Origin of the sequence: Brucella oryzae, assembly GCF_041929965.1 — a bacterium.
In the GTDB taxonomy this organism is placed as follows: Bacteria; Pseudomonadota; Alphaproteobacteria; order Rhizobiales; family Rhizobiaceae; genus Brucella; species Brucella oryzae.
On the sequence record NZ_JBHEEO010000015.1, the window covers coordinates 84,523 to 98,230 of the forward strand.

Genomic DNA, 13,708 nt, shown 5'->3' on the forward strand with positions numbered 1-13,708 from the left:
ATGAGTGAGTTGTCGAACACGCGCGTGATCTGCCTTCACGCACAGGATGATCTGAGGATCGAGACCCGGTCTGTCGGAACGCCGGGGCCAGGAGAAGTGCTGGTCGCTGTCGAAGCAGGCGGAATCTGTGGATCGGATTTGCATTATTGGCTGGAAGGCGGAATAGGCACCATCCGGGTCCGGGAACCGATCATCCTTGGACACGAGGCCTCGGGACGCATCAAGGCCCTTGGCGAGGGAGTAACGGGTCTGGCACTGGGCCAGCTCGTTGCCATGAACCCTTCGCAGCCTTGCGGCACCTGCAGTTTCTGCCAGCAAAACCTGCCACGCCATTGCAGCGCGATGCGCTTCAAAGGTTCAGCAATGTACCTTCCGCATGAACAGGGCATGTTCCGTGACAGGATCGTGATTGCGGCTGACCAGTGCGTGCCTGTCCCGGATGGAATCGATCCTGGAGCTGCGGCCTGCTCTGAGCCTCTGGCAGTCTGCCTTCACGCAGCCAATCGCGGTGAAGCGATTGCAGGCAGCCTTGCTGGCAAGGTCGTCATGGTGACCGGCGCAGGCCCGATCGGCGCCCTTTGCGTGGCGGTGGCGCGACAACGCGGCGCTTCAGAAATCATCGTGACCGACATTCAGGACGCCACTCTGGCCATCGCCTCGCGCATGGGTGCAGATCATGCGGTCAATATTGCAACTAATCCGACGGGGTTAGCCCGCTGGCAGGAAGGCAAGGGCAAGGTCGATCTGGTATTTGAATGCTCGGCTGCGGCACCGGCCATCGGTGATGCAATTTCCTGCCTGCGGCCGCTCGGTACGCTTGTACAGGTTGGTGTCGCCGGACCGACTGTCCTGCCTCTCAACGTCATGGTGGGCAAAGAAATCCAGTTTGTCGGCTCACAGCGGTTCGATACAGAATTCGCCGAGGCCGTGCACCTTATTGGATCGAAGGCTATCGATCCCCGGCCGATCATCACCGCAACCATTCCCATGACAGAAGCCTTGTCTGCCTTTCAGGCGGCTACGGATCGTTCCCGGTCCGTAAAGGTTCAGATTAGTTTCGCTGATGCGTCAGCATCGCACTGAAAACAGGAAAGACGAATAAATGAGACAGACCTGGCGCTGGTTTGGCCCCAAGGACCTCGTATCCATAGATGATATGCTGCAAGCCGGTGTGGAAGGTGTTGTCACTGCCCTGCACCATGTGGCAACCGGTACGATCTGGTCGCCTGCCGAAATTGCAAAACGGCAAGCTGAAATCGCCCGGATGACAAATGGCGAACCTTCCGGGCTGCAATGGGAAGTCGTGGAAAGCCTCCCGGTTTCAGAAGATATCAAACGCCAGACAGGAGACTGGAAGACCCATATCTCCAATTGGAAGACATCGATGCGTAACCTGCACAAGGCGGGCATCGAAGTCATCTGCTACAATTTCATGCCCATCCTCGACTGGACACGCACCGACCTTGCCTATCGGCTGGCAAACGGAGCGACCTGTATGCGCTACGATGCCCTCGACTTCGCCGTCTTCGACCTGTTTCTGCTGGAGCGCAAGGGCGCGTCGGATGGCTATCAGCCCGAGTTCATCGAAGCTGCGCGCAAACGTTTTGCGGAAATGTCCGAGGAGCGGCGGCTTGAGCTTTCCGGCAATGTCGTTTTCGGTCTGCCTGGCGCTGCCGAGCGCATGTCAATGGACGACGTAAAGGCTCATCTCGCCCATTACGACAATATTTCGCCAGAGCGCCTGCGGAACCACCTGATCGATTTTCTGGCAGAGGTGAGTCCGCTTGCGGAAGAGCTCGGTGTGCGTCTGTGCTGCCATCCGGACGACCCGCCGTTCCCGCTTCTCGGACTGCCGCGCGTCATGTCTACCGAAGCTGATTACAAGGCCATCATGGATGCAGTAGACGTTCCCGCAAACGGCATCACGCTTTGCACTGGGTCACTCGGCGCGCGCGCCGATAATGATCTGCCGGGCATGATGAAGCGTCTGGGCGACCGCGTACATTTCCTGCATTTGCGCAATGTTGCACTTGAAGAGCCCCACCTTGGTGGATCGTTCCATGAGGCCGCACATCTTGAAGGTCACACGGATATGGTGGCCATGATTGCTGCTGTTCTGGCAGAGGAAAACCGCCGCAAAGCTGAAGGTCGTGCGGACTGGTGCATTCCGATACGCCCTGATCACGGGCAGGACATTCTCGATGATCTGAACCGGCGCGCTCAGCCGGGATATCCATCCATCGGGCGCCTGAAAGGCCTGGCCGAATTGCGCGGGATCATGACTGCCTTGTCCCATCCAGATGTCAGGATCAACAAGTGATACGGCTTTCAGCACTGGCAAACGATGCTGCAGCGGCCAGTTGGCCCGCTTATAATCCGGAAAATTATGGTGCCGGCATTGTTCATCTCGGTCTTGGCAATTTTGCCCGCGCGCACCTCTTATCCTATACCGATAGCGTTTTGGCGCAAAAGGGGGGCGATTGGCGCGTGACGGGGGTGTCGCTGCGTGGCACCGCCGTTGCTGATAGTTTGAACCCGCAAGACGGCCGCTATACCCTGATCATACGCGGCCCCGTAACCGAAGCACGTGTAATTGGCGCCCTGGACCGGGTGCTGTCCGGCCCGACGGTAGGCCGTGATGCTGTGATTGCGATGACCTCGCCCGGATGTCGTATCGTCAGTTTGACCGTGACGGAAAAAGGATATGGCATCACCAGTGACGGCAGGCTGGATCGCGCGCATCCAGCTATCGCCGCCGACCTCGCTAATCCGGAAGAACCTACCAGTGTGATCGGCCTTATCGTAGCAGCACTTTCTCGTCGCATGGCCGGCGGATTACCACCTTTCACCGTGCTCAGTTGCGATAATCTTTCCCATAATGGTCAGAAGTTGCAGAACGCCGCATTGGCCTTCGCCCGCGAAACTCATGGCGAGCAGTTGTCTTGCTGGATCGCGAACAATGTCAGCTTCCCTTCTACCATGGTGGACCGGATTACGCCGGCATCAAATGCCGAGACTGCCAAACTCGCTATGGAGCTAACAGGGCGAGAAGATCGCGCTGCCGTTGAAACCGAACCCTTTAGCCAATGGGTGATCGAGGACAAATTTTGTGCCGGACGTCCGCAATGGGAATGTGCCGGTGTTCTTTTTGTGAACGATGTCATTCCGTATGAAAACATGAAGCTGCGAATGCTGAACGGGGCACATTCGATGCTTGCCTATAGCGGACAGCTCTCAGGTAAAAACCTTGTCCGCGATGTTATGGCGGACCCCGATCACGCCGCGCTTGTCCGCCGCCACCTCGCTGCAGCGGCCTCAACTGTAATGGGATTATCCATCGATCTCGACGCTTATGCTGCGGCGCTTGCCGAGCGGTTTTCCAACCCATCTATCGCCCATTCCACCGCACAGATCGCAATGGATGGGACACAGAAGCTGCCGCAGCGCATCACGATCCCAGCGCTGGAAGCACTGGCATCGGGCAAGCCGTATATGCCCTTTGTCTTCGCCCTCGCTTCGTGGCTCGCCTATCTGGCTCGAAAAGGAGCAGATGGCCATCCGGCTCCATTGAATGACCCCAAGGCGACCGCGCTCCAGATCGCACTGGAAGATATTGAGACATCCGAGGAAATAATCCGTGCAGTTGCGTCAGTGTGCCCTGATGTGCTCCCCGCGGCCTTGACAGATGGCGCATTCGGTTCAGCGCTGCGTGATATGCTGCACGCCATCCAGTCGGAAGGAATGTCTAGAGTCATCAAATGGCAAGCGGCAAAGGCTCCGTGACGATCGGAGGGCGCAACGCTGACTCGAACGCGAAATGAAATCCCAGCAATGGCACTTACGTGCTGAACAATCCTGCCTTTGTTTGTTTTTAGAGCGCGTTTCGATCTGATTGAAACAGATCGGCGCTCTAACCCATTTCTATTTTAAGCATAATCTTATCGATCTTCGTTTCACGCCGGTCGGATTATCCTTTAGCGTTGATAATGTTGGGTCCTTGTGTGCTACATTTGCGCCAGAGCAAAGAACTCGACGTCTGATCCGATAATTTCCAACCGAAAGACATGCTCACAATTAATCGTTGAGCATACGCAGGTTGGACGTGAAAATAACATTACTGGGCCGTGTGGTTGCTCCGGGTTCTCGATTTCAGGAGCAGAGTTTTCCAAGCGTCAGCCAGCCATTTTCCTTTTTATTCGAAATTATCAGGACCGTCGCACTGGCAGCGATGGTTCTGGTTCTTTGCTGGCAGACCGCAGCATCTGCCGCTGATCTGGAAAAATACATTCCCAAGGTTGAAGCAAGTGCGCTCTTCAAAGAGGCTGACGCTATAGGCAAGTCACAAGGCGAGCCGCCAATCGCACCACTGATGAAGCGGGGCGAGGTGATCGGCTATGCCTACCTGAATTCAGATTTCACCAGTTCCATCGGCTATTCCGGCAAGCCGATCCATATTGTCGTAGGCATCGATACCAAAGGCGTCATACGCGGCATAAAACTGGTAGACCACAAAGAGCCGATCGTGCTGATCGGCATTCCCGAAGCCAAGGTTGTGGCTGCGCTGAACTCGTTGGTCGATAGTGATATGAGTGCTGTTGCCGCTGGCCAGAGCAAGCCGCCACAGGTGGAAATCGTCAGCGGTGCCACAGTTACCGTGCTCGTCATGGGGGACAGCGTCGTTCGCTCGGCAGTCGGCCTTATCCGCAGTGGGAGGCTCGGAAATACTCCTGTGCAGGCTGTCGCAGCCAATGTGCAACGCGCGGTTGATTTGCAGATTCGTGAAGAACACGACTGGCAAACATTGATCGGCGACGGCTGCGGTTCGCAGCCTGAAACTGTCGGTTGGTGACGTGACACAGGCGTTTCGTGACGCCAAACATGATCGCGCCGCCGAAAACCCTGAAACAACCAATCCCGACGACGAATTCATCGAGCTTTACGTCGCGCCGGTCTCAGTACCGTCGATCGGTATCAGCCTACTCGGGAAAGATGGCTACGAACGGTTACAAAAGCAGCTGAAGCCGGGGCGTCAGGCGATCCTGGTCGCTGGCGACGGAGCCTATTCCTTCAAAGGCTCCGGTTATGTGCGCGGCGGTATCTTTGACCGCATCGAGTTGATGCAGGACGAGCAGGGCGTACGCTTCCGTGACAAGAACCATACCCGTATCGGCGACATCATAGCCGACGGCGCGCCGCGTCTGCGCGAGATAGCACTGTTTCAGGTCCCGGACGGCTTCGACTTCGACGTAACGGAACCGTGGGATTTGCAGCTCTTGGTGCAGCGCGGCTTCGGTGCGCGGGACAAGGCCAATGTCAGCTATGATCTTGGTTACAATTTGCCGGAAAAATATCTGGTGAAGCTGCCGGAACCTGCTCCAGCGCAATCCGCACTAACTGCCGATGCGCCTCGTCAGCCGCAGCCGGTCGGCGAAGCAAATGCCGCTGATATTCTGGGCGAGGGCAATCCGCTCTGGGTCCGGATGTGGGAGATGAATCGTGCCAATGTGGTCATCACCGCTTTCGCCATTACAGTTCTTGTCGGTATCTTCTTCTTCCAGAATAGTCTGGTCAGGCATCCGCGCTTCTTCACCTGGCTGCGGCGTAGCTATCTCCTGTTCATCCTTGTCTGGCTTGGCTTCTACAACAATGCGCAATTGTCAGTGGTCAATGTCCTGACCTTCACCAACTCCCTGATTACCGGCTTCAACTGGGAATTCTTCCTGACATCGCCGCTGATCTTCATTTTGTGGGCATCGGTGGCTGCGGGACTGTTGTTCTGGGGTCGCGGACCCTTCTGTGGCTGGCTGTGCCCGTTTGGCGCCCTTCAGGAACTCACCAATAATCTCGCCCAATGGCTGAAGGTACCCCAGGTCAAGCTGCCATGGGGACTGCACGAGCGCCTCTGGCCCCTCAAATATATGATCTTCCTCGGCCTGTTTGGATTGTCGCTCTATTCGGTCGCGCTGGCTGAAGTGTTCGCGGAGGTCGAGCCGTTCAAGACCTCGATAATTCTCAAATTCGCACGTGACTGGCCGTTCGTCGTCTATGCCCTGACACTTCTGACAGCGGGCCTGTTTATCGAGCGCTTCTATTGTCGCTATCTGTGCCCGCTTGGCGCCGCTCTCGCCATTCCTGGACGCATCCGCATGTTCGAATGGCTGAAACGATGGCCGGAATGCGGCTCGCCCTGCCATCGTTGCGCCAAGGAGTGCCCGGTCGAGGCGATCCATCCCGAGGGCCAGATCAATGTCAATGAATGCATCTACTGCATGCATTGTCAGGAACTCTATCACGACGACCAGCGCTGCCCGCACATGATCCAGGTGCGCGTGAAGCGTGAAAAATTCGCAGCCCGCAATGCCCCCCTCGCAGCGGCTGCCGAACGTGGCGGTGGACCGGCCAGACCCGTCATCTCAGTCAAAGGAAAACCGGTTGAAGGTGCTGCCGATACCGGTCCTGCTGCCTGACTTTTCTAAAGGAGAGAAGCATGTCTGAAGAAAACAAGAAAACGCAGCTCAGTCGAAGACAGCTGCTCGGCACGTCGGCCTTTGTGGCTGCCGCCGGTGCAAGCGGTCTTGGTGGGGCGCTGTTTGCAGGCTCAACCGAGCCGGCATTGGCTGCTGCTGGCGGCGCTGGTCATAGCGCAGAGGTGAAGCCTGGAGAACTGGACGAGTATTACGTCTTCTTTTCCAGCGGCCAGAGCGGCGAGGTCCGTATCGTTGGCCTGCCATCAATGCGCGAACTGATGCGCATTCCCGTGTTCAATCGCGATAGCGCGACCGGCTGGGGCCAGACAAACGAAAGCCTGAAGGTGCTGACCGAAGGTCTTCTGCCGCAGGATCAAGAGTTTCTGAAGGATCGCGGTGGTATATTTCTGAATGGTGACTTGCACCACCCGCATCCGTCCTTCACGGATGGCACCTATGACGGGCGTTATCTCTACGCCAACGACAAGGCCAATACGCGTGTCTGCCGCATCCGCCTCGATGTGATGAAATGCGACAAGATTATTCAGCTTCCGAACCAGCACACCGTGCATGGCTTGCGCGTCCAGAAATATCCGAAAACCGGATATGTTTTCTGTAATGGTGAGGATCGCGCACCGATCCCGAACGATGGCAGCAATCTGACCGACACCAAGCAGTATCACGCGATCTTCACGGCCGTTGACGGCGAGACCATGAAGGTTGCCTGGCAGATCATGGTTGACGGCAATCTCGACAACGTGGATTGCGATTATCAGGGCAAATATGCTTTTGCCACCTGCTACAATTCGGAGGAAGGCACGACCCTCGCTGAAATGATGTCGAGTGAGCAGGACTGGATCGTCATCTTCAATCTGAAGCGTATCGAAGAGGCGGTTGCCAAGGGCGATTTCAAGGAAATCAACGGCGTTCCGGTCATCGATGGACGCCATGGTTCCAAATATACCCGTTACATTCCCGTGCCGAACAGCCCGCATGGCATCAACACCGCGCCAGACGGTATCCATGTGGTCGCCAACGGCAAGCTGTCGCCGACCGTTACCGTGTTCGACGTTCGCAAGTTTGATGAGCTTTTCGACGACAAGATCCAGCCCCGCGATGCAGTGGTTGCAGAACCGGAACTCGGACTTGGGCCATTGCATACGGCTTATGATGGCAAGGGCAACGCCTATACGACGCTGTTCATCGACAGCCAGATCTGCAAATGGAACATTGAGGACGCCAAGCGTGCCTTCAAGGGTGAGAAAGTCGATCCGATCCGGCAGAAGCTCGATGTGCATTATCAGCCGGGTCACAACCACACGTCCATGGGCCAGACCAAGGACGCCGATGGTCAGTGGCTGATCTCGCTCAACAAGTTCTCCAAGGACCGCTATCTCAATGTGGGGCCGCTCAAGCCTGAAAATGACCAGCTCATCGACATTTCCGGTGAGAAGATGGCGATTGTCCATGACGGGCCAAGTTTTGCCGAACCGCACGATGCGACCATCGTTCATCGCTCGAAGATCAATCCCGTCAATTTCTGGAGCCGCGAGGACCCGTTCTTTGCGGATGCTGTCACTCAGGCGAAAGCCGATGGCCTCGACCTGATGGACGCCAATGAGGTGATCCGGGACGGCAACAAGGTACGCGTTTACATGACGTCTGCCGCGCCAGCCTTCGGTCTCACCGAGTTCACTGTCCAGCACGGCGATGAGGTGACGGTGTATGTTACCAATATCGATGAAATCGAAGACCTTACGCACGGCTTCGCCATCATCAACTACGGCGTCAACATGGAGGTGGGGCCGCAGGCGACTGCATCTGTCACCTTCACGGCCAACAAGCCGGGTGTGTGGTGGTATTACTGCTCGTGGTTCTGCCACGCCATGCACATGGAGATGAAGGGCCGGATGCTCGTGGAACCGAAGAAGGCCTGACTGCCATGATGTTCCCCCGCCGGTTTCAGTCCTTGAGCGCTGCAATGCTGCTGACCGTCGTTCTGTGCGACGGTTTGCAGGCACGGCAGATCGATGTCGTGGCAGGCGAAGGCGTACAGGCGGCTATCGACAAAGCGGAACCGGGCGATGTCGTCCGGCTCCTGAAAGGCAAACACAATGGCGCGGTTACGATTGACCGCGCCATTGAACTGACCGGCGAGCCGGGTGCTGTTGTTGACGGACTTGGCTTGGGCAATGCCATAACGATCAACGCACCGGATGCTATCGTGCGTGGGCTGGAAGTGCGTGGTTCGGGCGATAATATGCCGGACCTCAATTCCGGGATTTTCGTAGCTAAAACCGCCACGGGCGCGCGCGTCGAGAACAATCGCCTTATCGATAATCTCTATGGGATTTATCTGCACGGTGCTGCAAACTCCATCGCAAGCGATAATGAGATCATTGGCCGTCGAGGCGTGCGGATGGCGCAAACCGGCAGCGGCGTTTCCATCTGGAATGCGCCCGGCGCACAGGTTATCGGCAACGTCATTCGCTACGGGCGCGACGGCATCTATACCAATGCCAGCCGCAAGAACATCTTCCGCAACAATGTGATGGAGGATGTCCGGTTCGCCGTCCATTACATGTACACGGATGACAGCCAGGTCATCGGCAATGTTTCGCGCAACAATTCAGTCGGTTTCGCGATCATGTACACCAACCGCCTCAAGGTGCTGGATAACCTGTCCGACGGCGACCGGGATCATGGCTTGTTGCTCAATTATGCAAACAGCTCGGTCATTTCCGGCAATCGTGTGATCGGACGTATGCAGCCGATAGATCGCTGGCTGGATGCGGGTGTTCAAAAAGCTGAACACGGCCTTCCTGCTGAAGACCAGGCGGAGACGCTGGCAGGCGAGACCGCGCGGCTCGGTCCAGAAAAATGCGTATTCATTTACAATGCCAACAAGAACAAGTTCACCGAGAACAGTTTCGAGAACTGCAGCATAGGCATTCACTTTACCGCCGGCTCGGAGGGTAATGCCATGAGTGGCAACGCCTTCATCAATAACCGCAATCAGGTGAAATATGTCGGCACGCGCAACCTCGACTGGTCGGTCAATGGGCGTGGCAATTACTGGAGTGACAATCCGGCCTTCGATCTCAATGGCGATGGTATCGCAGACAGCCCTTACCGACCCAATGATCTGATCGATAAGGTTTTGTGGACCGCGCCACAGGCAAAAATTCTCATCAATAGTCCAGCAATCGAGACAATCCGCTGGGCACAGACCCAGTTTCCAGCGCTCCTGCCGGGCGGTGTTGTCGATAGCCATCCCCTTATGAAGCCGCCGCATCCGGTCGATCCGGCGAAAGGAAAACCAAATGACTGAGACTGTCATTCTTGATCAGGTCACAAAGTCCTATGGCGGGTTCAACGCCATCAGCGAGGCGAGTTTCAGCCTTCACGCCGGAGAAAGCATTGCGCTGGTCGGCCATAACGGTGCCGGCAAAACGACGATGATAAAGCTCATGCTCGGGCTGATCCGTCCGACCAAGGGCGCAGTTCGCGTGCTGGGCGAGGATCCGGCGACGGGTGCTTTTGCCGCCAGATTGCGCCTTGGTTATCTGCCTGAGCACGTCTCTTTCAATCTGGCGCTGACGGGAGCGGAAACGCTTGGCTTTTACGCGCGGCTCAAGAGAATGCCGGTTGCCCAAAATATTGAGCTGCTGGAGCGCGTTGGCCTCGCCCAAGCTGCGAACAGGCGGGTTGGCACCTATTCGAAAGGGATGCGCCAGCGACTGGGGCTTGCTCAGGCACTGCTCGGTCAGCCATCCGTTCTGCTGCTTGATGAACCGACGACTGGTCTCGATCCCGCCTTGCGCCAGAGCTTCTATGAAGTTCTCGAAGAGCTGCGGAGCAAAGGCACGACAATCCTCATGTCGTCCCATGCCTTGACCGAACTGGAAACCAAGGTCGGGCGCGTCATCATCGCGAACAAGGGCAAGATCATCGCCGATGGCTCCATTGATACGTTGCGCCGGATTTCACAACTGCCGCTTCGCATACGCGTGCAGACGCCGGACGTTTCCCGGTTGCCTTCGGCAACCGCCAATACGGCATTGTGCTGGCATCGTCTCGGCCCGGATATCTTCGAAACGGAAGCCCCGACGAAAGGCAAGATGGCGCTTGTCCGCGAAATCGTGGCTATGAATGACAATCTCACGGAACTTGATCTCGTTCCGCCGACGCTGGACGAACTTTACGCCCACTTTCTCAATGCCGGAGAAGCGGCGCGCGCGGAGGCAGCGGAATGAATAATATTCTCATCATTGCTTCCAAGGAAATTCAGGAAGGCTTGCGCAATCGCTGGGTTCTGGCGACCACGTTACTGCTTGCAGCATTGGCCCTGAGTATGACTTTTCTCGGCAGCGCACCCACCGGCAGCTCGGTTGCCGCAAGCAGGCTGGACGTGGTGATCGTCAGCCTCTCCAGTCTGACCATCTTCCTCATTCCTCTCATTGCACTTCTCATTTCGCATGATGCAATCGTTGGTGAAATGGAACGCGGCACGATGCTGTTGCTGCTGAGCTATCCGATAAGCCGGTTTCAGCTGGTTCTAGGCAAGTTCATTGGTCAGCTTGCCATTCTGGCTTTCGCGACATTGTTCGGCTACGGCGCTGCGGCTGTGGCACTGATTGTTACCGGATCCGGCGTGGATGCGAGAAGCTGGCTGTCGCTGTTGAAACTCATTATCTCGTCGATCCTGCTGGGCGCGGTGTTCATTGCCATCGGTTTTCTCGCTAGCACGTTGGTGCGCGAGCGGAGCACAGCAGCAGGTATCGCCATCGGCGTCTGGCTGTTTTTCGTGCTGATCTATGATGCAGCGCTTCTTGCCCTGCTGGTTTTCGATCAGGGCCGTGTTGTTGGGGGCGGCGTGCTCAACGGTCTGCTCCTGCTCAACCCGGCCGATTCCTATCGTCTTCTCAATTTTGGTCTCGGACAGGCTGGATCTCTGACCGGCATGGGCGGCATAGCCGGTAACGCTACGCTCTCGGCTTCAGCGCTGACACTGGCGCTCGGTCTCTGGGTCATGCTGCCACTGTCCCTTGCGATGCTGGTTTTCTCGAGGAAAGAATTATGAAACCCGCTCTGTTTCTTGCCCCGCTGTTGCTGGTTCTGCTTGCCGGATGTTCTCCAGATGAAAAGAAAGATGCAGTCATTGCTCCTTTCGCTCTGACGGAAAGCGCAATGGGCCGCTATTGCGGGATGAATGTTCTGGAACACCCAGGCCCCAAGGGCCAGATCATTCTAGAGCCGACAAACGAGGCAGTATGGTTCTCTTCCGCCCGTGATACGCTCGCCTTTACGATGCTGCCTGAGGAGCCAAAAGGGATCGCGGCGATCTACGTTTCAGATATGGGGAAAGCGCCAAGCTGGGAAGAGCCGGGAGCGGAAAACTGGGTCGATGCGCGCAAAGCCTTTTTCGTGATTGAAAGCACTGCTGTAGGCGGGATGGGGGCACAGGAGGCTGTGCCGTTTTCAACACGGGAAGCAGCAGAGAAGTTCATCGCTGAAAAGGGCGGCCGTATTAACACGTTCACCGAAATACCGGAGGATTACGTTCTCGGCGGTCAGTCGATGCGGCCCTCCGATCCCGGAGCGGAGAGCCATGCGCATTGAAGGTGGGCACCGTATCAGCCGTCGGCTTTTACTCGCTGGCGGTGCGGCTGGAGTAGTGTTTTGGGCCATTCCAAAACACGCAGTTTCACTCGACCTTCCTGAGCCCATCATCTGGCGTGGCCAGGCGATGGGGGCACTAGCCAAGATCATACTCTATCATCCGGATCGTTCGACTGCCGAACGGTTGCTGCGCGAAGCGGCGCAAGAGGCCAAAAGGCTGGAGAACATCTTCAGCCTCTATCGCGAAGATTCAGACCTTGCCGAACTTAATCGCAATGGGGCGCTGGCATCGCCTTCAGCCGATCTGGTTGAGGTTCTGCGCATCTGCCATGAATGCTGGCAGGCCAGCGACGGCCTTTTCGATCCGACGGTTCAGCCTCTTTGGAACTGCCTGAAGAAGCACTTTTCGCAAGAGAATCCTTCTCCCGACGGACCGTCGCAGCTGCTTTGGGACGAGGCGCTTGCAAAGGTAGGGTTCGACCACGTTTTATTTGATGAGAACCGCGTTGCGTTCTCCAAGCCGTCAATGGCTCTGACATTAAACGGTATTGCACAGGGCTACGTTACCGACCGTGTGACGGCATTGTTGCGAAGGGAAGGAGTCGAGCACGCACTGGTCGATATAGGGGAATATCGCGCGCTTGGTTCAAGGCCGGACGGCACGGCATGGCGCATCGGCATTGCCGATCTGGAAGCCGGAGTTGAAGCCGAAGAATATGTTGATATCCGTGGTCAGGCACTCGCAACATCCAGCTTCAGCGGGTTTCAATTCGAAGAATCCGGACGGTTCAACCATTTGCTCAACCCAAAGACCGGATTTTCAGCGGCACTTTATCGTTGGTTGACTGTTGTAGCCAGTGATGCAGCGAGAGCGGATGCTTGGGCTACTGCATTCAGTCTGATGGATGAACGTCGGATCAACGCAACTATCCGCAGCCAACCGGGGATGTTCGTGATTGCACGAAAACGCTCAGGCGAAAGAATCGTTTTGGACACGTCGGGAAATGGGCATTGATATCAATGCCGAGAGGCAACAGGTGATGATGGCGATATCTCGTCGATGCAGGCAATAATTATCAATCTGGGGAGCACCCAATCCTATGTGGCTGGCTGCAAATGGCGCCTTTATTGGTTCAGGCTCTAAAGAAGATGCTCGCCGATAAAAAGTCCGCTGACACCATTCATAGCCCCAACCATTTCAAAATTACTCAATCCAAAGTCTGTGCCTAAACCAGATTGTTCAATTTCATGACGAACTTGCTTGAAGATTGCTGTCTCTTCGTTCCAGCCCATACGCTGAGCCAGATAATAATCGGCACTAAGGCCATGACATAGGCACAGGGATTCCTGCTTCTCTCCGAGCCGACTGCGTACGATAGCAATATCCTCATCATATGCTCTCTCTGACATAAATGGTCTTATTAACTTTCTTGAGAAGCCGAAGCCATTTGTTCCGTGGCACCATGATGAATTGCAAATGTTATTATGATCCAGATCTGGCCACCCTTTCTCACTTCTAAGAGACGTCTCACGGATCACATTGTAAGCGGGTAGACTATCCCACGTATCTTTCGTCGGTGAGATGGGCGATTTTCTGCATGAATCATGCGGAGAATCCT

General features: G+C 56.1%; 10 protein-coding genes and 1 pseudogene. 10 read left to right on the top strand and 1 reads right to left on the bottom strand.

Features of this window, described 5'->3' with window-relative positions:
• The 10 genes and pseudogenes from JNC70_RS15780 to JNC70_RS15825 all read left to right on the top strand — a co-directional run bounded on the left by JNC70_RS15780 (window position 1) and on the right by JNC70_RS15825 (window position 13,104).
• The gene (locus JNC70_RS15780) at window positions 1-1,083 is read left to right on the top strand and encodes an L-idonate 5-dehydrogenase (RefSeq protein ID WP_104755317.1); all 1,083 of its coding nucleotides are present in this window, start codon (window positions 1-3) and stop codon (window positions 1,081-1,083) included.
• 19 nt (window positions 1,084-1,102) lie between these two features.
• Window positions 1,103-2,320, top strand: a complete 1,218-nt coding sequence (uxuA, locus tag JNC70_RS15785) for a mannonate dehydratase (RefSeq protein WP_104755316.1) — start codon at window positions 1,103-1,105, stop codon at window positions 2,318-2,320.
• A complete protein-coding gene (locus JNC70_RS15790; RefSeq protein ID WP_104755315.1) occupies window positions 2,317-3,783 on the top strand; it encodes a mannitol dehydrogenase family protein in 1,467 nt (488 codons plus the stop codon). Before uxuA ends, JNC70_RS15790 begins: the two co-directional genes overlap by 4 nt.
• A 445-nt stretch (window positions 3,784-4,228) precedes the next feature.
• A pseudogene (locus tag JNC70_RS15795) lies at window positions 4,229-6,467 on the top strand (4Fe-4S binding protein).
• A 20-nt stretch (window positions 6,468-6,487) separates the two neighbouring features.
• The gene (nosZ, locus tag JNC70_RS15800) at window positions 6,488-8,404 is read left to right on the top strand and encodes a TAT-dependent nitrous-oxide reductase (protein WP_104755314.1); all 1,917 of its coding nucleotides are present in this window, start codon (window positions 6,488-6,490) and stop codon (window positions 8,402-8,404) included.
• Window positions 8,405-8,409: 5 nt separating this feature from the next.
• Window positions 8,410-9,798, top strand: a complete 1,389-nt coding sequence (locus JNC70_RS15805; protein ID WP_104755313.1) for a nitrous oxide reductase family maturation protein NosD — start codon at window positions 8,410-8,412, stop codon at window positions 9,796-9,798.
• A complete protein-coding gene (locus JNC70_RS15810; protein WP_104755312.1) occupies window positions 9,791-10,723 on the top strand; it encodes an ABC transporter ATP-binding protein in 933 nt (310 codons plus the stop codon). Before JNC70_RS15805 ends, JNC70_RS15810 begins: the two co-directional genes overlap by 8 nt.
• Window positions 10,720-11,550 carry a DUF2705 family protein gene (locus tag JNC70_RS15815; RefSeq protein WP_104755311.1) on the top strand — a complete coding sequence of 277 codons (831 nt, stop codon included), beginning with the start codon at window positions 10,720-10,722 and terminating at the stop codon, window positions 11,548-11,550. Before JNC70_RS15810 ends, JNC70_RS15815 begins: the two co-directional genes overlap by 4 nt.
• Complete coding sequence (locus JNC70_RS15820) at window positions 11,547-12,089, top strand: nitrous oxide reductase accessory protein NosL (protein ID WP_104755310.1); 543 nt, start codon at window positions 11,547-11,549, stop codon at window positions 12,087-12,089. The genes JNC70_RS15815 and JNC70_RS15820 overlap by 4 nt, the downstream gene beginning before the upstream one ends.
• Entirely contained in the window at window positions 12,079-13,104 is a 1,026-nt protein-coding gene (locus tag JNC70_RS15825; protein ID WP_104755309.1) for an FAD:protein FMN transferase, read from the top strand. The genes JNC70_RS15820 and JNC70_RS15825 overlap by 11 nt, the downstream gene beginning before the upstream one ends.
• Before the next feature lie 125 nt (window positions 13,105-13,229).
• Here JNC70_RS15825 and JNC70_RS15830 read toward each other — a convergent pair.
• Window positions 13,230-13,708, bottom strand: a 479-nt coding sequence (locus JNC70_RS15830; RefSeq protein ID WP_374788657.1) for a lanthionine synthetase LanC family protein, incomplete at its 5' end; no start/stop codon positions are given.

Bases quoted from the DNA above. Each gene is read 5' to 3' on its own strand.
- JNC70_RS15825 (WP_104755309.1), top strand. From the start codon at position 12,079: ATGCGCATTGAAGGTGGGCACCGTATCAGCCGTCGGCTTTTACTCGCT.
- nosZ (WP_104755314.1), top strand. From the start codon at position 6,488: ATGTCTGAAGAAAACAAGAAAACGCAGCTCAGTCGAAGACAGCTGCTC.
- JNC70_RS15815 (WP_104755311.1), top strand. From the start codon at position 10,720: ATGAATAATATTCTCATCATTGCTTCCAAGGAAATTCAGGAAGGCTTG.
- JNC70_RS15810 (WP_104755312.1), top strand. From the start codon at position 9,791: ATGACTGAGACTGTCATTCTTGATCAGGTCACAAAGTCCTATGGCGGG.
- JNC70_RS15820 (WP_104755310.1), top strand. From the start codon at position 11,547: ATGAAACCCGCTCTGTTTCTTGCCCCGCTGTTGCTGGTTCTGCTTGCC.
- JNC70_RS15780 (WP_104755317.1), top strand. From the start codon at position 1: ATGAGTGAGTTGTCGAACACGCGCGTGATCTGCCTTCACGCACAGGAT.
- uxuA (WP_104755316.1), top strand. From the start codon at position 1,103: ATGAGACAGACCTGGCGCTGGTTTGGCCCCAAGGACCTCGTATCCATA.
- JNC70_RS15805 (WP_104755313.1), top strand. From the start codon at position 8,410: ATGATGTTCCCCCGCCGGTTTCAGTCCTTGAGCGCTGCAATGCTGCTG.